The following is a 24335-nucleotide window of genomic DNA, read 5'->3' as shown; positions in this document are numbered from 1 at the left end:
GCCGGGCTGCCATTTCTTATATATTTTATTAGCGAATACGCCAATCGGGAGATTGGCTATCCATAAAATGCGTAGAGCGCTACGCTAACTCTACGCACAACAGGAACGTTCTACGCATAACTGGGGAATGATTAACGTGAAGGTTACTCATATTCTTCTCGAAGCTTATTCAATACTCCTAAATCTTTATCTTGATTAACCGCGGAAGCCTCTGGTCTTACTTGGCAAATATATTTTCTTGATTGACTAAAATAATTTGAAGGTTCAGACAGTTTAAAAAAGCGCGCTTGAAAAACTCTAGCACCAACCGTCAAATTTATTGGGTTTTTATTAGTATTAGTCAGTTCTAATGAAACACAGCCACAATAACCAGGCTGAACAATTGTTGAAATAGTAATACCTAATCTAGTATACGAGCTCCTCATGTTTAAATCAATATAAACATTATTGGGCAGTTTCACATATTCAAGACTAGTGGCCAGTACAGTTTGGTTGGGATACAACATAAAAGTCTCACCTAATCTTCTTCTAGTTTCTTGGAAAAAGCTACTTATTGGCTTTTGATGCTTTTCTTTTAATGATGCATCAATAAATGGTTCCCTGCTCTGAACTGAAACAAGAAAATCATGTCCTAATCTAAAATCAACTGTAATTTCATTAATCTGACTTTCATCCAAAAGTGGCCTTATAACCAAATCACCTTTTGAGATAAGTTCATTAATTTGATTCTTCAGCAATAGCATTAGCTTTCTCCCAACTTTTTGTAACTATAAAACTATTTATAGATTTCTCTATTAGATTGTTTATTATATTGTAAACCTGATTTGCATCAATTTGGAATTGCATATTATTAATAGCACTAATCTTATTCCAATCATCTAACCAAGTTTCCCAACCTAATATAAATAGACTATGCAATTGTTGCTCATTTGAAATTACACAAGGAAGTAAATTATAGAACTCATTATTTGTTATCCTGCTGTACCTAATACTTAAATCCCTATTGGTTATTTGTTGAGTAGCACTTAGAATCAAATTTAAAGTATAGCTTGATGTGTCTGATTTTAAGAATTTATTTACTATATCTACTCTATTAATTGTAGAGGGATGTTCCTCCCCATGTTGAGCCTGTTTCTTCGTTATGTAATCTAGATAATAGTTTGAACATTCTCCAATATACTGGCTAGCGAAAATATCACTAAAATACTCTCTTAAATGATAAAAAATTGTTGGAGGCAACTGCTTTTGCAAGAAGTATGTTCGATAATTTTCTATATAAGGAAAGTACTTTTGAACATCTGCTTTATCTTGTGGATTAAGAGCATTATTAAAATAATGGTTACATAAGTAGTTATGAATAGCAGAAGCTATATTATACTTAACATCTATAAAATGACCTAATTCATGATAAAGTACTACATTAGCTAAATAATCACGAACTAAGAATCTGGGTAGAGTTATTTGAATTAGCCTTTGAGGAAACTCTTCATTATATACAGTCTTTATGTTAGTATATAAGAAGTTGTTAAAAGCAAGATTCGGATTAAAGCTAAACCCCAAAGGTTCATTGACAAGAGAAGTTACAATAATAAAATCTTGATGAGGGTCAATCCATTCTTTCAATGATTCACCTAAGCATTCCACTATTTCAAAAGGAATAAGATTCAATGTACTACTATCCAGAAATTGAAGGCTTGTAAAAAAGAAATCAATTATGTAGGACCTATCTTTAACCTGTGTAGGACTTAAATTCGAGAAGTCTTCAGCTTGTAATTTATTAAATAAAGAAGCAAGCCTATCTCTATAAGCTTGCTTCCGATTATCTGAATAATTATTAAATTTAGATTTATTCCACGCTCTTGATAGTTGAGCAAAATTTAGTTCTAATAGTTTTACATCCATTAATAATAACTGATACTTTTCTGCTCCGTGAGAATATTTAAAACTTTTTGGTATACACCTTCATCAGCCTTATTTGAATCAACAGTCTTAAAAAAGTCAGGATCATTTTCCTCAAGTAGTACAACTATAGGATAGCTATCTCTGTCTATATTAAATAGGGTCTTATTACCTAAGGCTAAAGCATGCGCTTCTTCTATTACATTATTCACAACTGGCTTATACTCTTGTCTTCCTTCAATCAAAGATTTAACAAAAGAAGTAAATAAACCAATTTTGTTATCTTCTATGGTATGTGAGTAGTACATGGCAGTAGATTTTGGGGGAATTATTCCTTTCAAATCTAACGAGAATAGTGATAAGTTGTTTATCCATAGTTTAATTATTTTTATCAACATGGACAAACAACTTATCATATACCATTGATTCACATGACCTTAGCTTCTATTTACTCAGAGTAACAAGTTAACTACCACAAGCCTCGCATGCATCCGGGTTATCCAGGGAGCAGGCCATGTCGCTTTTGTTTTGGTCGACGCTGCTGTTGTTGTAGACCGGCTGAAGCGTTTCGGCGGCTTGTTTTTCCACCGTAAACTTGATGGCATCCACGGCGGCTTTGGTACGGAGGTAGTACATACCGGTTTTCAGGCCGCGTTTCCAGGCGTGGAAGTGCATCGAGGTGAGTTTACCGAAGTTCGGGTTCTGCACGTGCAGGTTCAGGCTCTGGCTCTGGCAAATGTACGCGCCGCGGTCGGCACTCATATCGATAATGGTTTTCTGCTTAATTTCCCATACGGTTTTGTACAGGTCTTTAATATTCTGCGGAATATTTGGGATATTTTGTACCGAACCGTTGGCCGCAATAATCTGATTTTTCAGGTTATCGTTCCAGATGCCGAGTTTAATCAGGTCTTTCAGCAAATGCTTGTTAACCACCATAAACTCGCCGCTCAGTACGCGTCGCACATAAATATTAGAAGTATAAGGCTCGAAGCTTTCGTTGTTACCCAATATTTGCGCGGTAGAAGCGGTTGGCATTGGCGCTACTAATAAAGAGTTCCGCACGCCGTGTTCTACTACCTCGTTGCGCAGAGCTTCCCAATCCCAACGGCCCGACTCGGGTTTTACACCCCACATATCGAACTGGAAAATACCCCGGCTCAGCGGCGAACCTTCGAAGGTCGCGTACGGGCCGTCTTTTTTCGCTAAATCTTTCGAAGCCGTCATGGCCGCGAAATAAATGGTTTCGAATATTTCTTTGTTCAGTTGCTGCGCCTCTTCGCTTTCGAATGGCATGCGCAAGTGAATAAACGTATCGGCTAAACCTTGAATACCTAAACCAATTGGCCGGTGGCGCATATTTGATTTTTTGGCTTCCGGTACCGGGTAATAATTTATATCGATAACCTTGTTCAGGTTTTTGGTTACCTGGTAGGTTACGTCATACAATTTCTGGTGGTCGAAACGCTTGTGGTCGCCTTCGCCGGTTACGTAACGCGGCAACGCCAGCGAGGCCAGGTTACAAACCGCAATTTCGTCGGCGGACGTATACTCCATGATTTCGGTACACAAGTTACTAGACTTAATGGTACCTAAATTCTGCTGGTTAGACTTGCTGTTGGCGTGGTCTTTAAACAGCATGTACGGCGTACCGGTTTCGGTCTGGGCTTCCAGAATGGCAAACCACAGTTCCTGCGCTTTTATGGTTTTGCGGGCACGGCCTTCGCGTTCGTATTTGGCGTAGAGCATTTCAAACTCTTTGCCCCAGCACTCGTCTAAACCAGGCGCTTCGTTCGGGCAGAAAAGGCTCCAGTCGCCGTTTTCTTCTACGCGCTTCATAAACAAATCCGGCGTCCAGAGGGCGAAGAATAAATCCCGGGCGCGCATTTCTTCTTTCCCGTGGTTCTTTCGCAAATCCAGGAATTCGAAAATATCGGCGTGCCACGGCTCTAAATAAATAGCAAAAGCACCTTTGCGTTTACCGCCGCCCTGGTCTACGTAGCGGGCCGTGTCGTTAAACACTTTCAGCATCGGCACCAAACCGTTAGAAGTACCGTTGGTACCTTTAATATAAGAACCCGTTGCGCGTACGCCGTGGATGCTTAAGCCAATACCGCCGGCACTCTGCGAAATAAGCGCACAGTTTTTAAGCGTATCGTAAATACCGGCAATGCTGTCGTCTTTCATGGTCAGCAGAAAGCAGCTCGATAACTGCGGCTTGGGCGAGCCGGCGTTAAATAAAGTAGGCGTAGCGTGCGTAAACCATTTCTCCGACATTAAATTGTAGGTTTCGATGGCCTGCTCAATGTCGTTTTTATGAATGCCAATGGCTACCCGCATGAGCATGTGCTGCGGACGCTCTACAATTTTACCATCGAGGCGCAGCAAATAAGAGCGCTCCAAAGTTTTATAACCAAAATAATCGTAGTTGTAGTCGCGGTCGTAAATAATGCTGGAATCGAGCAAAGCGGCGTGTTTACGTATTACCTCGTACACATCTTTGGCCAGCAAAGAGGCGTTTTCGCCAGTTTTTGGGTCTTCGTAGGTATACAGCCGTTTCATGGTGCTGCTAAACGACTTAGCCGTTACTTTGTGCAGGTTAGAAATGGCAATCCGGGCGGCCAGAATGGCGTAATCCGGGTGTTTGGTAGTCATGGATGCGGCAATTTCCGCAGCCAGGTTATCGAGTTCTACGGTGGTTACGCCATCGTAAATACCATCAATCACCTTTTTGGCCACCTCAATCGGACTCACAAAATCCATGTGCAGCCCGTAGCACAACTTTTCTATCCGGGCGGTAATTTTATCAAATTTAACCGATTCGCGTCGGCCGTCTCTTTTTATAACTAACATAGGCAAATAGAGGAATTAAAAGGTTGTGGAACAGGCAAAGCAAAACATTCCCTGCACCCGGCAAAAACCGGTGTAACAGTACATTGATAGATAAATATTGTGGTAGATGAAAGTAGACGGGGGAACCTGAAAGGGGCAGAAGGTTTAAATTTCTTTTTTTCAGGTTCCTCATCTTTCAAAGGTTAGGTTAAAAGTCCTCGTCGAGCGAGAACATGTTATCCGTCCGGTCACTCATAACGCCCGCTTTCTGGTACTCGCCCACACGCTTCTCAAAGAAATTGGTCTTACCTTGCAGCGAGATCATTTCCATAAAATCGAATGGATTAGTAGCATTGTAGATTTTAGAGCAGCCCAAGGCTACGAGGAGGCGATCCGCTACAAACTCGATATATTGGCTCATTAATTTGGCATTCATACCTATCAGGTCAACGGGCAACGCATCGGTTACAAATTCCTGCTCAATGCTAACAGCGTCGCGGATAATGGTTTGTACGCGCTCTTCTGTTAACTTGTTTTGCAGCATCGAGTACAGCAAACAGGCAAAATCGCAGTGCAATCCTTCGTCCCTGGAAATCAATTCGTTCGAGAAAGTTAAGCCAGGCATTAATCCGCGCTTCTTCAGCCAGAAAATAGAGCAGAAAGAACCGGAAAAGAAAATACCTTCTACGGCGGCAAAGGCAATAAGGCGCTCGGTAAAGTTTTCGGAGTTAATCCACTTCAACGCCCACTCGCCTTTTTTCTTCACGCAATCCACCGTTTCGAGCGCGTTAAAGAGGCGGTCTTTTTCTACCGGATCTTTTATATAAGTATCTATTAATAAAGAGTAGGTTTCGGAGTGAATATTTTCCATCATAATCTGGAACCCGTAAAAACAACGGGCTTCCGGAATCTGAACCTCCTGCATGAAATTAATGGCCAGGTTCTCGTTTACAATACCATCCGATGCGGCAAAGAAAGCTAACACGTGCGAGATAAAATGTCTCTCACCGTCGTTCAGGCGTTCCCAGTCTTTCTGGTCCTGCGAAAGATCAATCTCTTCGGCCGTCCAGAAACTTGCTTCCGCCTTTTTATACATCTGCCACACATTGTCGTGCTGAATCGGGAACAGGACGAACCTATTCGGGTTTTCTTCTAAGATTGGCTCCATGCTTTGCTCTTTAATTTATCAGTTAATTTTAGAAAGATTAATATTTAACCCTTTGATTCACTTCTAATTACCTCTGTATTGTATTAAATATTCCGGGATATACCGGGGGTATTTAAGCGAATCGTTGAGTCAAATATACGGAACAACCCCTTTTTATACCGCCCTAAAAAAGGTTTATTTCTCCACAAGTTATACAGCGGTTAATGTTGATTAAGTAAGTATTTATCCACAAGTTTATCCGTAACAGTCACTTAGTTATCCCCAAACCGCACATATAAGTTGGGCTATATTTCCGTTTCTAACAAAATAAACTACTGGTTGTTTGGCCCTTTCTGAAATTCCTGTTAATTTTGCACCCTAATTATCAAAACAAAAAGAAAGCAACATGTACGCAATCGTAGACATCGCTGGTCGTCAGACCAAGGTAGAAGGCGGTAAATTCGTCTATACCAATAAGCTTTCCGGCAATGAAGGTGACGCCGTAGAGTTCGCCAATGTATTATTAACCGACAACAACGGAACGGTAACTGTAGGCGCTCCGCTTGTTGATAACTTTAAAGTAACCGGTAAAATACTTGGCCATGTAAAAGGTGACAAAGTGATCGTTTTCAAAAAGAAACGTCGCAAAGGTTACAAAAAGAAAAATGGTCACCGCCAACAATTTACCAAAGTATTAATTGACGCTTTACCGTTTTAATTTTATAAAGAGATGGCACACAAAAAAGGAGCAGGTAGTTCGAACAACGGTCGTGAATCGCATAGCAAACGACTGGGTGTAAAAATTTATGGTGGCCAGGCCATCATTGCTGGTAATATTATTGTTCGTCAGCGGGGTACCGCACACCACCCTGGCAAAAATGTAGGTTTAGGAAAAGACCATACTTTATTTGCCTTAGCTGATGGCGTTGTTGAATTTAAAAAAGGTGCTAAAAACCGTTCTTACGTATCTGTGCTGCCTGTTGAGGCTCCAGCTGAAGCGTAATTCTGTTTTTAATCAGATATAGAAAAGGGAAGCTTTAACAGCTTCCCTTTTTTGTTTTATATTGATTTTGGAGACTTTCCACGAGTACTTTTATAGTTAAGCACACGAAAACGCTACTACGTTCGCCCTTACTGCGTCTTATAACCTGCAAGTAGGCTTAATTATTTTTCTCTGGTTTATCATTAGTTTACCTTTTGAAGGATTATATCTTTCAATGTCCAGGCGCTAATTGTTAGCCATTACCTAAGTTGCCTCCTGCCCGGTGGGACCCGTTTGGTCATTCGGGCTGCCCATCTTCCCTTTGCTCGTACCTCGCAATGCTGCGCACCGGAAACCCAGAAGAGCATCTTCCAGAAGGCCCTCATCGCCCAAACTGATGTAGTTTGCCTGTAGTCGCGGTCGTTCTTTCTTAAGGTTAGTTTATTTTTCTGGTGATAATATCAAACCACCCCTACCCCTCCTTATCCAAGGAGGTGAGTCCCAGTAGCCAGCGTTTATCTGGAAAGGTAAGCCATAGCGGATGCTAGCCTTTAAATTCTAATTTGAATAAGCAGCGAAAAGTTCGATTAGCCTGGGCTCTCTGGAAACTCCTTCCCTAATTTAGGGAAGGTGCCCGGAGGGCGGAAGGGTTAATTTCCACCCGCTCCTTGGTTGGTGTCCTCACAAACCAAAGGAGGAGCGCAATAATAAAAGTTCGTGTGTGCATAAACAGTTTTTTTTATCCAACACAAGCCTCCCTATGCAATTTGGTATCAGACGAAGATAAAGCCGACCTTATTGACTTTCCTACATTGTCAGGAATCTTTAGTCTTCGTTGCTTTTAAGAAAACTTCGGCCCATAATAAATCTTCGGGGGTAGTTATTTTAATATTTTCGTAACTACCGGTTACCAGGTTAATTTTCTGACCAAAGCGTTCTACCACCGAAGCATCATCGGTGAAGGTGGGTTCTTCGGGTAAGGCGTAGGCGCGGCGGAGCAAGGGCAACCGGAAACACTGGGGCGTTTGCACCAACTGGTATTGGCTGCGGTCTAAAGCTTTATTTTTGGTTTTGAATATTTGCCGGATAGATTCTTTTAAGGGCACGGCTACCACTGCGTTGCCTTTCTCGGCGGCTACGGCAAACGCCTCACGAATGACAGCTACCGGCACAAACGGACGCACGCCGTCGTGCACGGCTACGACGCCATCAGGCGCGGTAATAGCGGCTAAACCATTCTTAACGGAACCGAAGCGGGTAATGCCGCCAGCTACTACTGCGTGCTTAATCTCGAACACGTGGGTAAAACACAGCGTCTGCCATTTGGCAATTTGGTTTTGGGGCAGCACTACTACTAACTGCAAGGCCGGATTATACTCGTAAAAGCGCCGGATGGTATGCATGAGAATGGGTTGGCCGCCAATGGCAATAAACTGCTTGGGCACCTGGCTTTGCATGCGCGTACCCGAACCACCCGCCACTATAATTGCTGCCTCCGGAAGAACTACTGCCATATTTTAGAGTTTGCTACACTCATAAATGAAAGGATAAAAATATTTATATCAGCATCTTACCTATAAATTTACTGCCCTTCTATTTTTAGAGGACGTTTTCTGTATAGGTTGAAACATATAATTTGACTTGTCACGTTACTTATTTTAACTGATGTTACCCAATCTTTCCTTGTAAACATGAGATAAGCCTAAGAATCTCAACGCTGTCATTCAGGAGGAAACTTGTTTGTGATCTGCTAACAAGTTTCCTCCTGAATGACAGCGTTAGATTAATCTGCCTCCCTTTTTAATATTTGTGTAAAATCACCTCATTCAATAACCGCACGCGTTAATTTGCTTACAAATGTAAAAACAAAACCCGCCCGGCATTATTGCCAAACGGGTTTTTGTTTAAATATTATTCTGGACAGTAAGCTTAGCAGTTAGGTAAAAATTATTCTTATCTGCTACCAAATTCCTGCTACTAACGTCCAGAAACTAAAGAATCAGCATCACATCGCCGTAGCTGAAGAAATTATATTTTTCTTTAACCGCTACTTTATAAGCATCCATAATCAGGTCGTAACCACCAAATGCACAGGTCATCATCAACAGCGTCGATTCGGGCATGTGGAAGTTGGTAATTAAAGAATTAGGGATTTTAAAATCGTGCGGCGGGAAAATAAATTTATCGGTCCAGCCTTCGGTAGGTTTCAGGCGGGCATTGGCCGATACCGACGATTCCATACCCCGCATGGTGGTAGTACCCACCGCGCAAACCCGCTTTTTATTTTCCAGGGCGCGGTTTACCACCTGCGCGGTTTCTTCTGGAATAATAAAGTGCTCCGAGTCCATCTTGTGCTTCGTCAGGTCTTCTACGTCTACGGGCCGGAAAGTACCCAAGCCCACGTGCAGCGTAACCGGCACCACATCTACGCCATTCAGTTCCAGACGCTTCAGCACCTCGCGGGTAAAGTGCAGACCGGCGGTTGGAGCCGCCACCGCACCTACGTGCTTGGCATAAACGGTTTGGTAACGATCCCGGTCTTCGGGCTCAGCGGCCCGCTTTAAATATTTAGGTAGCGGCGTTTCGCCGAGGTCATTAATGGTTTTATAAAAATCTTCGTCGGAGCCATCGTACAGAAATTTAATGGTACGGCCGCGCGAGGTAGTATTGTCAATTACTTCGGCTACCAGGTCGCTGTCGCCGAAATACAATTTATTGCCTACCCGTATTTTACGCGCCGGGTCAACCAGCACATCCCACAGGTGGTTTTCTTTGTTTAGTTCGCGCAGCAGAAAAACTTCTATTTTAGCACCGGTTTTTTCTTTGTTGCCGTACAAGCGGGCCGGAAACACTTTGGTGTCGTTAATCACCATTACATCACCGTCGTCAAAATATTCCAGGATATCCTTAAATACTTTGTGTTCTATTTTACCGGTACTCCGGTGCACCACCATCATTCGCGCTTCGTCGCGGATTTTAGGAGGGTGAGTGGCCATTAAATTAGCAGGCAGGTCAAATCTGAATTCAGAAAGTTTCATTTTTAAATATTACGGTATTTAACTTGTGTGTAAAAAGCAATAGAAGAACAGGGTATTCAGGGTGTGGTGCAGGCCCGGTGAATAAAAAGAAGTTTAGACTTTGTTATCAAACCTATTCCGAAATTGAGGCGCAAATTTAGTTATTCTTACGGGATTTTTGCCTATTTTTATAAAAATTAGTTTTGAAAACAAAGTTGTGATATACTTCCGGCTGATATTTGAAAGTTTCCGGTTTGCCTGGCAAGCGCTTAAAGCTAATTTAATGCGCACCATCTTATCGTTGCTGGGCGTTACCATCGGAATATTTGCCATTATCTCGGTTTTTACCATTGTCGATTCCCTAGAACGTAATATCCGCAACAGTGTTAACTTCTTAGGAAATAACGTTATTTATATCCAAAAATTTCCCTGGGCGTTTGGCGGCGATTACCCCTGGTGGAAATATTTCAAACGGCCCAGTGGTAACATCCGCGAGTTCCGGCTGCTCGACCGCAAACTGGAAAACGACGAGGGTGTAGCTATTTTCTGGGTCCGGGGCGGCAATACCCTGAAATATCGCAACAACAGCATGTCGGACGTAAACCTGCAGGGTGTGTCGTATCAGTTTAACCGGGTATCGGATGTGCCGGTAGAGCAGGGCCGCTATTTTACAGTGGCCGATGTAGATGCCGGCCGCAATGTAATTATTTTAGGTTACCAGATTGCCCATAATCTTTTCCGCGACCAGGAACCCTTGGGCAAAACCATTAAAATAAAAGGACTAAAGTTTACTGTTATTGGGGTAATGGAAAAACAGGGCGATAGTTTCTTAGGCATGCCCACCAACGATAAAAATGCTTTTTTACCCTACGGCGCCTTTAACAAATTATTCTCAATCGGGCAGCAAGGGTTGGAGCCGGTAATTGCTATAAAAGGCCGCGAGACTGATATTGGGCTGCTGGAACTGGAATACGAAATAAGAGGTGTGATGCGCAATATCCGGGGCCTGAAGCCGCGCGACGAAGATAATTTTGCCCTGAACCGACCCGAATTGGTAGCCAACCAGATTTCGAGTATGTTCCAGGTAATTGGTCTGGCCGGCTGGGTGATTGGCGGCTTTTCTATTTTGGTGGGTGGCTTTGGTATTGCCAATATTATGTTTGTATCGGTAAAAGAACGTACCAATATTATTGGTATTCAGAAATCGTTGGGCGCTAAAAATTATTTTGTGCTTTTCCAGTTTTTGTTCGAGTCGGTGTTTCTGAGCTTAATCGGGGGTGGCATTGGCATTCTGCTCGTTTTCCTGCTCACGCTCATTCCACAGGATACCATGGAAATATTGCTTTCGGTGGGTAATATTACCCTGGGACTGGGCGTATCGGTAGTCATTGGGGTATTGTCAGGTATTATTCCGGCGATACTAGCCTCTAACTTAGATCCCGTAATTGCCATTCGCTCCAAGTAAACAGGCACCAGGATCTTCTAACTTAACTTTAATAACTTCTCCTATCCTACTCCGCTGTTTTAATGCACAATATTTGCAACTCTTTTTTAGTTTGCCGGTAAGAAATATTCTGTGCAGAAAAGTAATCACTGATTAATATTCCTGTTCAGGCCGGAATAGCTTTATTTTAATTATAATATTATAGCAATAATATATTAAGTTTTATATATTACTGCACGGCGGGTATTTAAGGAGAAGATTTGATAACAGAACAGTAACTACCACCCGGCAACTTTTTATTTTTAACACAAGTAAACGGGTGCCGGTAACACAAGCGGTTAAGCTTTAACTTATTAGCCGGCTTTACCGATCTTTACGCATCAGCATATGACTAAACTTAGAAAAACGAGTAAAACCAAACTTCAAGAAGAAAACGCCAACATTGGCAGCGGCAAAACCATTATTCAGCCCGAAGCCAACGCCAATAAGGTAAAATCAATTAAGAAAGCCCGGCAAATGGCCCGCGAGGAAAACCTGCAGATTTCTGAAGAAGACCAGAAAATCCGGAAAGCCTTTGTTGATAAAGACTGGAATGAGATAAAAATTGCCGATTCGTGGCAGATATTTAAAGTAATGGCCGAATTTGTAGATGGCTTCGAAAAGCTATCGCGCATTGGGCCCTGCGTTTCTATTTTTGGTTCGGCCCGCACCAAGCCCGACAACCCCTATTACATTATGGCCGAAGAAATAGCCGCTAAACTGGTACGCCACGGTTACGGCGTTATTACCGGCGGTGGCCCCGGCATCATGGAAGCCGGTAATAAAGGCGCTCATTCCGAAGGAGGCAAATCGGTGGGTTTAAATATTGAGCTGCCGTTTGAGCAATTCCATAATATTTACATCGATTCGGACAAGCTGATTAATTTCGATTACTTCTTTGTCCGGAAGGTGATGTTTATTAAATACGCGCAAGGCTTTGTAGTAATGCCCGGCGGTTTTGGTACGCTGGATGAATTATTCGAAGCCATTACGCTGATTCAGACGCGCAAAATTGGCCGTTTCCCGATTATTCTGGTGGGCAAAGCCTACTGGCAAGGCCTCCTGGATTGGATAGAAAGCGTCATGCTGACCCAGGAAAGCAATATTAACCCCGAAGATCTGAAGCTGGTGAATATTGTGGATACCCCTACCGAAGCCGTTAAAGTAATTGATGAATTTTACAGTAAATATTTACTATCACCAAACTTTTAAGCTGGCAGCTTATTTTGTCGGATACAAAAAAGTCGGTCGTCTTACGGGACGACCGACTTTTTTGCCTAAGGCTTCTTTTGGTTACCTAGCGTTAGCTAAGGTATAAATTTATTATTTAGGAAACAAACTCTTTATCAACAAAATACATATCTACATCGCCTTTATTTTTGGCCGATACTTTGCCGCGGTACAGGCACTGAAACCAATCCTTTACCATCGCAAAGGTAGCATCCGAAATATTTACCCGGCCGCTCTCGCCACTCGACTCCATGCGGCTGGCAATATTTACGGTATCGCCCCAAATATCGTAAGCAAACTTTTTGCGGCCTACCACGCCCGCTACCACTGGCCCCGTATGAATGCCAATGCGTAAATCCCAGGGGGCCTGCCCGTTGGCTAAGCGGTTTTCGTTCAGATCCCGGATGTAAGCCTGAATTTCCAGACCAGCCAGGATAGCATCTACCGCGTGCGATTGGCTGGGCACCGGAATACCACCCGCACACATGTACGCATCGCCAATGGTTTTAATTTTTTCGAGGTTGTGTTTTTCAATAATGGCATCAAAGGCCATAAAACAATCGTTTAGTTCGGCAACCAGTTTCTGGGGCGATAGGCCTTCGGCAATTTTAGTAAAGCCTATAAAATCGGTAAAAAGCACCGAAACGCTCTCGTAATACCGGGGTGTAGCCACGCCTTTTTCTTTTAGTTCGTGGGCGACTTCAGCGGGCAAAATATTCAGCAACAACTTTTCTACCTCTATTTTCTGCAGGTTTACTTCCAGGGTGCGGTCTACTACTTTCTGCTCCAGGTCTTCGTTGGCGTCTTTTAACTCCTGAATCAGTTGTTTATTCGCCCGCCGCAGCCGGAAAGCCTCAATAGCGTTGTCCATGGTAATTTTAAGTTCTTCTTTGTCCCAGGGCTTAACAATGTAGCGGTAAACCTTGCCGGTATTAATGGCCTCTATAATAGACTCCATATCGCTGTAGCCGGTCAGTATCATCCGGATTAAATCTTTTTCCTCGGGTAGGTTCTGTAAAAATTGTACACCGGTCATGCGGGGCATCCGCTGGTCGGTTATTACCAGCGATACATCTTTTTCTTGCAGAATGGCTAATCCCTCCTCGCCGGATATGGCAGTGTGCACCTTATAATGCCGCCGGAAAGCTGATTTAAAAACCAGCAGATTATCTTCTTCATCATCGATGTACAGAATTTCAGGCTTATCAGAATTATCCAAAGAAGTTAAAACTGGTTGTTCTAAGGTTAAATTTTCCATTTTACGCGTAACATTAACAGGTAACAGAACTAAAATTTGCGCTAACTCTAACAATTCTGGTCTAAACCGCTGCTACTTCCATTGGTTTAGAAGTCTCCGATAAAATGAGGGGAATCCGGATAATGAATTCGGTACCTACGCCCACTTGACTGTCTACTTCTATTCTGCCTTTGTGCTTTTCGATAATGCCGTACGAAATAGATAAACCCAATCCGGTACCTTCGCCTACATCTTTGGTTGTAAAAAAGGGTTCAAAAATGTGGGTCTTCACTTCTTCGGTCATGCCGCTGCCCGAATCCTTAATTCGGATAACAGCATAATCATCGTCGGTGTAGGTTTTAATAGCAATGGTTCCTTCTCCTTTTATCGCCTGAATGGCATTACTCAAAATATTCATAAATACCTGGTTTAACTGGCCCGGATAGCAATTAATGGGTTTCAGGTTGCCGTAGTTCTTGATTATTTTTATTCTTTCCTTTATCTGGTTATTCAGGATTACCAGCGTAGAATCCAGCCCTTCGTGCAAATCAGCTTTTTTCAGGCTGTTTTCGTCGAGGCGGGTAAAGTTTTTGAGACTTTTTACTATTTCTTTGGTGCGGGTGGCTCCGTTTTTAATGCTGCGCAACAGTTGCTCCGATTCTTCGATAAGTTCTTCCAGGTCGGCTTGTTTTTTTTGCTGATGCAGTTTCCGGAGTTGCTGCTGATTATCGGCTTCGGGGTTTAAAGCCAGGTAACCTTCTACCACCTCCATAATTTCGGCAAAATTATGCCGCAGCGAATCGATACCGGCCGAAACAAAATTGATTGGGTTGTTTATTTCGTGGGCTACGCCGGCTGTTAGCTGGCCTAACGAAGCCATTTTCTCCGCCTGAATCAGTTGGGCCTGGGCGCTGATTAAATTATTATACATATGTTCCTGGCGGTCGCGCTGGGAAGCAAGTTCTTCTTTTTGCTGGTTTATTTCTACATTTTTGCGGGTTAGCTGCCAGTTGGCTTTTACTTTGTTCCGGTAATTAAAATATAACATAAAGGCCAGAATCAGGAATAATCCCAACCCGGCCAGTAAAGCATTGCGGATAATTTTTTGCCGCTGCAAAGCCATTTGCTGCAAGGCTTTATCTTTGGTTAGTAACTTTATCTGGGCCTGATTTTTTTCGTTTTCGTAATCGGCCTGCAGGTTTACAATTTTTCTATTTGTTTCGGTATTAAATATCGAATCTTTAACAGCCGACAGCAATAAGCGATGGTCGTATGCCTTCTTATAATCCGGAACAGCTGCGTAGGCCTGGCTTAATCCTTCGTAAGCATCTGTTAATTCTTTGTTAGCCCCTAATTCTAAAGCTATTTCTTTAGCCTGATTATAGGCTTGTAACGCCTGGTCTGGCCGGCCTTGTAAATTATAAATTTTACCGGCTCCGTTAAGTGCCTGCAACATCTCTAGTTTGTAAGAAACGGCCGCCGCCGTAGCATAGGATTTATTCTGATAAGCTAAAGCTTTTGCATATTCTCCCCGGCGGGTATACACATTGCCCATATGGTGCAGGGCAAAAGCCACTATTTCTTTATTATCAGATTTCTCCGATTCTTTGATTGACCTTTCTAAATATACCAATGATTTCTCATCATCTCCGTTGGCTAACAATATTTCACCAATATTAGCCGTGATGCGCCCTATGCGGGTTTGATAATCATTGTCTTCACTTATTTCCAGTGCTTTATAATAATAATCCAAGGCTTTTTGCCGGCTGGGGGCATTGGAAAGATTATTGGCATACACCGCCCCAATGTTGCTGAGTATAGTAGCCAGCCGAAATTTATCACCGACTTCTTCGGCTAACTTTAAAGCGTTCAGGTAATGCTCAATAGCTTTGGCATCTGCCCCCTGGTTAAAATATACGCCGCCTATATTTCCTTCCAGGTTGCCCATGCCAACTTTATCCTCGATGACCGTAAAAATAGACAAAGACCGTTGCCAATATTTCAGCACTTCTTTATAGTTGCCTTCGGGGTAATAGGCCATACCAATATTCTTCAGGGCATAAGCAGCTCCTTTCGGGAAATTATGCGCATCGGCTATTTTTTTAGCTTGCCAGGCGTAGCTGATTACCTTGGCCTTGTCTTTACCCACATAAGCTTTGCTTATATCGAGCAGCAAATTAACTTTTATGGTATCTTTTACCGTAGTCAACTGCGCCTCCATGCTATCGAGCTTGGTTTTTTGGGCAAGAGCGCTAATATGAATCAGAAATATAAAGAGGAAGAGTATTCGTTTTTTCATACGTTTAAAGCTTTTGTACTACCTCCCGCACCAAATCCCAGTCAACACCTAATGGTTTGATAATCCATAACTTACAAAATATTTTGGGTAAAAGCAATTCTACTATAATTTTTGCAAATTATTCCGGAGGCAAACTTTCGTTAGGCTAAAAAGCACACAGACTAAAGCAGCGAAATTACTACCTTAGCCTGGGTAATACTTATTAAAGGTTATTATGGCAAGTAATCTTTATTCTTTTACTATCCGTAATTGCCGGTAAGTACCATTATTTTCCAGGCGCAGCAGATACACCCCTGCTTTTAAAGCGCTCATGTTAATGTCGGCACTAGGTTTCTTATTTACCGTTTGAACGGGCGTACAAACCCGGCCGAGGATATCGTAAATGGTTAATTTAACTTCGGCATTCCGGTAACTGCCCAGATTCACGGTTAACTTGTCGGTAACCGGGTTTGGAGATACGGTAACCTGGCTGACTGCATCCAGTAGGTCATTATCCCAATTAGTATTAGCAACCGATAAAGATGTTGATTTGCACCGGGATGAGGTTGAACTGGCGACTGAACCTACTGGGGTTTTGCGGGTACCATTATTGCTAATGAGTATGTAGTTTAATTTACTACCACCAAAATAAACGGCAAAAACGCGATTATGAACACCGGGTTCAAAACGGACAGGCATGCTACCCTGTGCCACTGCAATAGGCTGAGTTCCTTCATAAACCAGTTTATTATTTTCTCCTAAAGGAATACCCACAACGCCAGTATTTGGATTGTCGTAGCCAAACCAGGCGCGATACCGGGTAGCCGGATTAGTACCGCCTAAATCTTCTACACAGTTAAGAATGGGTTTAACGGCTTTGGTTCCTGTGCCAAAAGGATTTACATATAAAACCCCATCAATAAAGGTTATGGTGTAATTGGTATTTCCGGAGGCTTGCTTAATCGCATACGGCCCTGGGCTGGAGGTGGGGGTATAAGCCGGCACGGAATAAGTTATACTCAGATTGGCAATTCCTTCGCCATATACAAAGCTACCGGTACCTGGCACTACTAAATCAGAGGAAAAGGCCGATTGCGGCGGTAAAGCAGAACCATAATCAATTGCCAAATCATTAGCTTTAACCGTGATAGGCGCTGCCCCAACAGTTAACTTACCTGCTGTATTAACCAGGTTATAATTAGGGGAAAGTAGCGTTACGCCACTGGGTATAATAGGATAATTACCGGCGGCCATTTTGCCCGGGGCAGCATAACCTGGTATGGTATACCTTACGGTACCGGCATATATTGCTGCGGGCGGTGTGTTATAAGCGATTCCACTAAGGCTATACGTATACGGGTTTGGCGTTACACCAGGGTCAGGTACTAAAACGCCATACGTAGTAGTATAATCACCGGCTTTTCCAGTAATATTCTTTTTGTTTATTTTCAGCTTTCCCTGCCCATATTTAACCTTAAAATTATTAGACAACAGCGTTCCCGGAAATATATAATGGTATTCATTTTCAGCATTAGCAGTTATACCCGATACCAGATTAATAGAATATAATTCAGAAACCAGCTTATCGCCGCTGTGATATATAATGGTGGTATTCGCATTATTATCCGTATTAATTACATCGCTGTTTACTAGCATTTCGGTGCCATTCACTTGCGGACTAGTATCTACAAACACAGACCCATCCACAAAAATGGACCCATCCACAAACACAGAGCCATCCACGAAAACCGAACCATCCACAAACACAGAACCATCCACAAATACAGAACCATCCACAAACACCGAACCGTCTACGAATACGGAACCATCCACGAAAACGGAACCGTCTACGAATACCGAACCGTCCACGAATACCGAACCATCTACCATAAAGCTTCGGTTAGCTAATATTTCCGATGAAGGAGCCGTACCATCTCCAATTGCAATGGCATGCAGGTTTTTGGCATAAGCAAGCGCCGCTTCATGATCAGTTTTTGCTTTATTAATCAGCCAATCTTTATCGCTACTGCTTAGGAGAATTGTATTACCATTTACTACTATATCGTTTATGGTATAATTAAAGGTGATGCCGTCTATTTTATCTCCGAACACAACTGCCTTGTCGCCGGTTAAATCGTTTGGGGTAATGGTAATAGGCACAGGGTTAACGTCTAAAAATCCGTTTACAAAAACATAATCATAAACATTAGTTTGCAGCAAATCGGTTTTCGAAGGAATAATCTGGTACTTTCCAACATCAGCATTTCTACCGCTTTCACTACTATTGGTGTTAGTCGTAAACGTAATAGCAGCATCGGTTAAGCCAAGGGCAACCCGTTCAAGGGGCCCAACAACAGTGCCATCCTGTTTTTTTACTTCGGCCGTAAACGCGGGGAAAGCCTGACCATAATATTTCACTTTATTATTGGCGGTAATGGTGATAACCGGTTTAGGGAAGAAGTATAACTTGTTTGAAAGACCACCATCGTTCCCATTTGGCACTGTAGCCGGCTTTTCGACTTGCACATAAGGGTTACCGCTCAAATAAGCAGGTATCGGCACCACCACTTCTAATAAGGTACCTGATGTAATATTTACCTCTTTTAAAAGAACATCGTTCAGCATTACCTTTAATTTAAAGGGGCCTTTTAAATATTCTCCCTTAACGGTAATATTAAAAGGAATAGCCGCACCAGACGTTGGATTTAGAATAGTAGGCACTCCTTCTAAAGCCGTAAGAACTGCCGCCGGGTTTGCAAAAGTGCTTATGGCGGCATCGGCCCGGATAAAACCAAACCCGGTTTTATAATCAAACCCGGAGGTTTCCATGTCGATTGCCGTGCTCGTTAAAAGCGTTTTTATTTCGGCGGGGCTAAGGGTAGCGGGCGTTTCGGCGGTGCCATAAAATTTTTGCTTGGCGCTCAATATTAAAGCGGCCACTCCAGCAGCGTGCGGGGCGGCGGCGGAAGTGCCGAAAAAGTTTGGTAAACCGTCGTTTTCTATATCCTCGCCTCCCATTGGTAAGTTAGTGGTTAAATTACCACCATTAGGAGCCATTATATCTGGTTTTTGCCTTATCACCTGGGGTATAGAATTGCCACTGCTATTGCGCAAAATGGGAGTACCTCCTACAGAAGAAAAGGAAGCCGGAGTTGGCGTATTAACCCCAAAAGCTGGCGTATTTTTGTAAAGTACTGCGCCCACTGCTATAGCACCGGCCGCATTGGCCTGGCCGACAATAGTAGCATTACCTGTATTGTTGTACTCCAGCATAGCTAATTCGCCCTGGAAAACCATATATTTAAACTTGGGGGCTGGCCCGCCGGCATTTACCACCATTATGTTGGTAGTAGCATTGCCGCCGCTAACGGTAAAAGGCATTATCTCCACGGGATCCCGGCCAATATTAAACCGGTTCATCCCAAAAATTGGCGTTCCGGTGTCGGTGGCCAAATAAACATCCAAGTCGGTAGCAGCCCCGGCACTTTGGCTCAGCGAATAAAAAGGATCATCCCATTGTAAAACTAAAGTATAGTCACCTGGGGTAAGGGTTATTTTCTGCAGCACATCGCCGCCGCCATAGTTATGCGGCACGCCTAAACTATTAGCAGTAGCAGCCGGATTAAAGGCTGTTGCGTAAGATTTACTGCCGTAATTACCCGCCGACGAAAAGTAGGTTACGCCTTGCCTAACAACTCTGTCTACTGCCTGGGCAACTACGCCATCCTGAAAAAAAGGCTCTGTTATATAATTAATATCATCTACAATAATATTGCAGTTAGCTTCCTCTTTTAGTTGTATAATTCCCTGGGCCAGATCTCCGGCACTTAAAAATCCGGTCCGGAAGGCAAGTGCTACCTTGGGGGCACTATCGAATAAAGTTTGGGCCATGGCTCTTCCTTCGTCGGTACCTATATTAGTATTAGGCGGCAAATCTTTTAGTATTTCTACAACCGGCACGTCGCCGGTATTTACATCTTGTTCAGCTCCGCCCTTAGCATTATAACTATCAGACAATATACCCACCTTAACACCTTCTCCTGCTACCTTAAAGGCCGAGCGGGCCAACCCCGAACGCTGGGCTAAATCGCCGGCACTGGTTACGCTACCGGCATTGAAAACAGGGGCATAAACCGGCTGAACTTTATTAATTAGGGTGCCGAATATGGTTGTGTTATTCAGTTTTTCGAGATTGGTAATAAGTAAGTACCCCGATATTAAAAGAGGATTAAGTCCGTTCGGAATTATGCCTACCATGCCATAGGCTACCGGATCGGCATCTTTATCGGTAAGTTTGTTTAATAATTCCTGATATTTCCCTTGTTTTGCTGTTACTTCAATTAAAACGTATCCGGCTTGTATTTGAAAAATATTTTTTGAAGGCTTTATCGGATTGGTCGGGTCGTATTCTTCTTTTAAGAAAGTTAATTCAGGGCCAATAATATCGCCGGTTTTCAAAACCTGCGGATTTATATTGCCCGGAGAGAATATATTGCCAGGAGCATTACACAAGGGAGAAAGACTGCTGGCCGTTACGTCTTTGAATTTACCATTAGATAAAGTTATTTTCCATATTACTTTACTACTAATATCAAATTCAACGTAAAACACATTCTTTTGCCGGCCTGGTTTAAATAAGGTGGGAGGCGTATTTTCCGGTATTATTCCGGTGTATTCTGTACTTACCGTTCCATTAACTATTTCTAAATAATTCTGGCCGGCTGTTTCAACCTTGTTATTGTTGTTGTAACCAAACCATACTTTAAACTTCCCATTGGTTTGGTATTCTACGCATTCTACCATTGGGATAACATCGTCAAGTAAAGTTCTTTGGGCTAAAGCCTGGTAGGGCACCTGAAAATAACTTACCAGCAAAACCAGCCAGAATAAATAACGCGCAAATATTACCTGCCCTACCAAAGAGCGGACCGGAAATAATGAAAGAGAATAGAACTGTTTCATGGGTGCTGGAAAGTGAGTGTAAAAAAGAAAAAAGCCAAGCTAAACGGAAGAACTGCAGATGCCGGCCAAACCGGTCTCAGATTTAAACCTGATTACCAATCCGGGCTCAAATAAATATTTTGCAGTAACGTGATGATTCTTCTACAAGGCCGGCAGAAATATTTTGCCGCCAAGGCTGCCATTTATCACATGCAAAACCATCAGCTTAAATAGCCGAGAAAAGAAAATTGGCTATTTCGATGGTTTAGCTAAAAAATAATAGGAAACAGTAAGCAGTTGGTTAATTATGCAGGCGAAAAGCTCAGGATTCAAAGATTACTTCCCGACGAACAAAGTCGGCTTCGTAATCTGGCTACTTTAGAAATATTTTACTAATAGCCAGCTTTAAATTATGTTAAATCTGGCAATAAACTAAGCAAAAAACAAGAATTTGTTGTAATATTTAAATAAATATCATAAAAAATGCCAATAGGGCTAATGGAGCCCAGTTTTACTTTACTATGCCAAAACAGGTTTAACCTGCTGGTTTCAGCTGATTTTAAATACCAAAAGCAGTAGCGATGCAGTAAAAGAACAAAAAAACCGTTTATTAAATCTAAGTTAATATTTTGAATCGAAGGCCCGTACCTTTGTGGTTTAAGAAAAGTAAGAGTAAGATAATTAAAGTAAACTGTTGCATAAAATCATAACACGTATTTGGCTTACCTTACGGGCATTGGGGTCGTTTAGCAATCGGTATTTGCTCCGGCCGGCTCTAACCTATCTTCGCCAGGGAATTATTGCTTTTAGTGCCCGCCACCAATCCAAACTCAAGGCCTTTTACTGGCAGCAGAAAAAGCATCAGTTTCAGAATTTTAGCTGGCGCCGGCTGCAGCCGGTGCATTTTAAGCCTGTTTTTAAAGGCATATACCGTTTAATTTTGCTGGTTCTGCTATTCTGGGTTGGCTTGTACCTGGTTATTTACGTAGGCTTGCTGGGGCCCGTGCCTTCGCGGGCCATTCTTAAAGCCCGCCAGAACCACACCGCTTCGGAAGTTTATTCGTCGGATAATGTTTTACTGGGCCGCTACTATATCCAGGACCGCACCAACGTTAGTTTTGATAATATTTCGCCGGCGGCGGTAAAAGCTTTAATTGCCACCGAAGATGCCCGTTTTTACAACCACAGCGGCGTAGATTTTAGAAGTTTGCTGCGGGTATTATTTAAAACCATGTTACTGCAGGAAGAAAAATCGGGTGGCGGCAGTACCATTAGTCAGCAATTAGCTAAAAATTTATACCCCCGCCGGCAATATTTAATTTTGAGTACGCCCATTAACAAGCTGCGCGAAATGATAATTGCCCGCCGGCTCGAAGGTATTTATTCCAAAACCGAAATTCTGGAGCTTTATTTAAATACCGTGCCCATGGGCGGAGATTTATTTGGTATTGAACGGGCAGCCAGGCGCTTTTTTAACACCTCTGCCGATTCCGTTAAAACCGAAGAAGCCGCCGTTTTAATTGGTATGCTGAAAGCCACTACCTCTTATAACCCACGGCTGAACCTGGAAAGATCGCGACAGCGCCGGAATGTGGTACTGAACCAGATGGCTAAATACGGCTACCTTTCTCCAACAGAAGCCGATTCGCTAAAGAACCTGCCTCTGAAACTGCAATACCGCTACGAAACCCACAACGACGGACTAGCCCCTTATTTTCGGGAACAGTTACGACTGGAGCTGGTAAAATGGTGTGCGACCCAATTAAAAGAAGATGGCAAGCCTTACAATTTATACACCGACGGCCTGAAAATTTACACCACGCTGCACGCCGGCATGCAAACCCACGCCGAACGGTCAATGCGCAAACGAATGGCCCGCCTGCAAAGTCAGTTTGATGCGCATTGGAAAAACCGGGCCCCGTGGGGAAATAATCCCGAAGTAATTCGAGCGGCCATGCGGCGCTCTAAACATTACCAGAAACTGAAAGCGGCAGGCTTGACCGAAGCGGCCATTCAGGAAAGATTCCGGCAACCCAAAGAAATGAATTTATTTAGCTGGCGTGGTTCTTTAAAACGGACCATGACACCCAACGATTCATTGCGCTACTACGAACGGTTTCTAAATACCGGGTTGCTGGCGGTAGAACCCGGCACCGGTTACGTCCGAGCCTGGGTGGGCGGCATCGACCACCATACGTTTAAATACGATCATGTGCGCTCCCGCCGGCAGGCTGGTTCTACCTTTAAGCCCATAGTATACACCGCCGCCCTGGAACGCGGCCTGACACCCTGCACGTATTTCCCGAATCAGCTCCAGACCTATACCGCTAATAATAACGATACCTGGACACCCCACAATGCCGATAATAAATACGGCGGCGAATATTCGATGCGGGGCGCGCTGGCGCACTCGGTTAACACCATTTCGGCGCAGATATTAACGGAAACCGGCCTGGAACCTACTATAGCGCTAGCCCGGCGCTTAGGCATCCAAAGTGCTTTACCCAAAGTACCCTCGCTGGCCCTGGGCACCGCCGACCTATCGTTGCTGGAACTGGTAACAGCTTATACAACCCTTGCGAACAAAGGCTACCGGGTAAAACCAGTTTATATTGCTAAAATAACCGACCGTAACGGCAGCGTGCTGCGGCAGCACCGGCCCGGCACGGGTGTAGCCAAAGCACTGGCTCCCGAACATGCCGCCATTATGCTGGAACTGCTAAAAGGGGTAGTAGAAGAAGGCTCGGCCAACCGCCTGCGTTCCGAATTTAATTTAACCCTGGACATTGCGGGAAAAACCGGCACCTCCCAAGACCACGCCGATGGCTGGTTTATTGGCATTACACCGCAACTGGTTACCGGCGTATGGGTCGGTGCCGAGAATCCAGCGGTCCGCTTCCGGACCTTAAGCCTGGGCCAGGGTTCTAATACCGCTTTACCCATTTGGGGTGAGTTTATGGCCCGCCTGGTGCGCGACCGGGAATTCAGCGACTGGCGCCAAAGCCAGTTTCCGCAATTACCACCCGACCTGCAGCAACAACTGGACTGCCCTTCTTTTCTGGCTGAACACCCGGAACCAGTTATTAAACAGGCTTCTTTTCTGGACAAGCTTTTTAATGTATTTAAACCTAAAAAGAAAGAGCGGAAAGCGCAGGAGAAGGAATGGAAAAGAGATAAGCACAATGAGAAGCGGGAAAAAGGTAAAAGCCGCGGCAGGTTTTGGGATTGAAATAACCGGAAATGAAAAAGCTCCTGGTTACCCGGGAGCTTTCTGGCAAAATATTATCCT

Annotated in this window: 15 protein-coding genes; 5 read left to right on the top strand and 10 right to left on the bottom strand. The window is 43.4% G+C overall.

Features of this window, described 5'->3' with window-relative positions; all coding sequences use genetic code 11:
• Positions 1–143: 143 nt before the first annotated feature.
• From dcd to AAE02nite_RS16530, 5 genes are all read right to left on the bottom strand, one after another.
• Positions 144–743, bottom strand: coding sequence for a dCTP deaminase (dcd, locus tag AAE02nite_RS16550; protein WP_146899975.1), 600 nt, complete (start codon positions 741–743; stop codon positions 144–146).
• Entirely contained in the window at positions 718–1902 is a 1185-nt protein-coding gene (locus AAE02nite_RS16545) for a hypothetical protein (RefSeq protein ID WP_146899972.1), read from the bottom strand. The genes dcd and AAE02nite_RS16545 overlap by 26 nt, the downstream gene beginning before the upstream one ends.
• Positions 1902–2240 (bottom strand): hypothetical protein, encoded by a 339-nt coding sequence (locus tag AAE02nite_RS16540; RefSeq protein ID WP_146899968.1) that lies wholly within the window; start codon positions 2238–2240, stop codon positions 1902–1904. The genes AAE02nite_RS16545 and AAE02nite_RS16540 overlap by 1 nt, the downstream gene beginning before the upstream one ends.
• A 124-nt stretch (positions 2241–2364) precedes the next feature.
• The gene (locus AAE02nite_RS16535; protein WP_146899964.1) at positions 2365–4752 is read right to left on the bottom strand and encodes a ribonucleoside-diphosphate reductase subunit alpha; all 2388 of its coding nucleotides are present in this window, start codon (positions 4750–4752) and stop codon (positions 2365–2367) included.
• 187 nt (positions 4753–4939) lie between these two features.
• On the bottom strand, positions 4940–5899 hold the full coding sequence (locus AAE02nite_RS16530) for a ribonucleoside-diphosphate reductase small subunit (protein WP_146899961.1): 960 nt from the start codon (positions 5897–5899) through the stop codon (positions 4940–4942).
• 385 nt (positions 5900–6284) lie between these two features.
• On the opposite strand from AAE02nite_RS16530, the gene rplU reads away from it, so the two are divergent.
• Together rplU and rpmA are read left to right on the top strand one after the other, a co-directional pair.
• Entirely contained in the window at positions 6285–6596 is a 312-nt protein-coding gene (gene rplU, locus AAE02nite_RS16525; RefSeq protein WP_146899958.1) for a 50S ribosomal protein L21, read from the top strand.
• Positions 6597–6608: 12 nt separating this feature from the next.
• On the top strand, positions 6609–6881 hold the full coding sequence (gene rpmA, locus AAE02nite_RS16520; RefSeq protein WP_146899955.1) for a 50S ribosomal protein L27: 273 nt from the start codon (positions 6609–6611) through the stop codon (positions 6879–6881).
• Between the two features lie 794 nt (positions 6882–7675).
• Here rpmA and AAE02nite_RS16515 read toward each other — a convergent pair.
• Together AAE02nite_RS16515 and queA are read right to left on the bottom strand one after the other, a co-directional pair.
• Positions 7676–8374, bottom strand: a complete 699-nt coding sequence (locus AAE02nite_RS16515) for a 2-C-methyl-D-erythritol 4-phosphate cytidylyltransferase (RefSeq protein WP_146899952.1) — start codon at positions 8372–8374, stop codon at positions 7676–7678.
• A gap of 477 nt (positions 8375–8851) precedes the next feature.
• The gene (queA, locus tag AAE02nite_RS16510; RefSeq protein ID WP_146899949.1) at positions 8852–9898 is read right to left on the bottom strand and encodes a tRNA preQ1(34) S-adenosylmethionine ribosyltransferase-isomerase QueA; all 1047 of its coding nucleotides are present in this window, start codon (positions 9896–9898) and stop codon (positions 8852–8854) included.
• Between the two features lie 196 nt (positions 9899–10094).
• Between queA and AAE02nite_RS16505 the strand changes: the two genes are divergently transcribed.
• Both AAE02nite_RS16505 and AAE02nite_RS16500 read left to right on the top strand, forming a co-directional pair.
• On the top strand, positions 10095–11342 hold the full coding sequence (locus tag AAE02nite_RS16505; RefSeq protein ID WP_246151102.1) for an ABC transporter permease: 1248 nt from the start codon (positions 10095–10097) through the stop codon (positions 11340–11342).
• Between the two features lie 495 nt (positions 11343–11837).
• Entirely contained in the window at positions 11838–12572 is a 735-nt protein-coding gene (locus AAE02nite_RS16500; protein WP_146900128.1) for an LOG family protein, read from the top strand.
• A 115-nt stretch (positions 12573–12687) separates the two neighbouring features.
• On the opposite strand, the gene AAE02nite_RS16495 is transcribed toward AAE02nite_RS16500, so the two are convergent.
• The 3 genes from AAE02nite_RS16495 to AAE02nite_RS16485 form a co-directional block, all read right to left on the bottom strand.
• A complete protein-coding gene (locus AAE02nite_RS16495; RefSeq protein ID WP_146899946.1) occupies positions 12688–13848 on the bottom strand; it encodes an adenylate/guanylate cyclase domain-containing protein in 1161 nt (386 codons plus the stop codon).
• Positions 13849–13909: 61 nt separating this feature from the next.
• Positions 13910–16126, bottom strand: a complete 2217-nt coding sequence (locus AAE02nite_RS16490; protein ID WP_146899942.1) for a tetratricopeptide repeat-containing sensor histidine kinase — start codon at positions 16124–16126, stop codon at positions 13910–13912.
• Between the two features lie 228 nt (positions 16127–16354).
• Entirely contained in the window at positions 16355–21067 is a 4713-nt protein-coding gene (locus tag AAE02nite_RS16485; protein WP_146899939.1) for a S8 family serine peptidase, read from the bottom strand.
• Positions 21068–21740: 673 nt separating this feature from the next.
• Here AAE02nite_RS16485 and AAE02nite_RS16480 point away from each other — a divergent pair.
• Entirely contained in the window at positions 21741–24275 is a 2535-nt protein-coding gene (locus AAE02nite_RS16480; protein ID WP_246151100.1) for a penicillin-binding protein 1A, read from the top strand.
• The last annotated feature ends 60 nt before the right edge of the window (positions 24276–24335 follow it).

This window comes from Adhaeribacter aerolatus (genome assembly GCF_007991635.1).
Classification (GTDB): Bacteria; Bacteroidota; Bacteroidia; order Cytophagales; family Hymenobacteraceae; genus Adhaeribacter; species Adhaeribacter aerolatus.
Note: the sequence above shows the minus strand (reverse complement) of the source record. Positions and strands in the feature narration are given on the sequence as shown.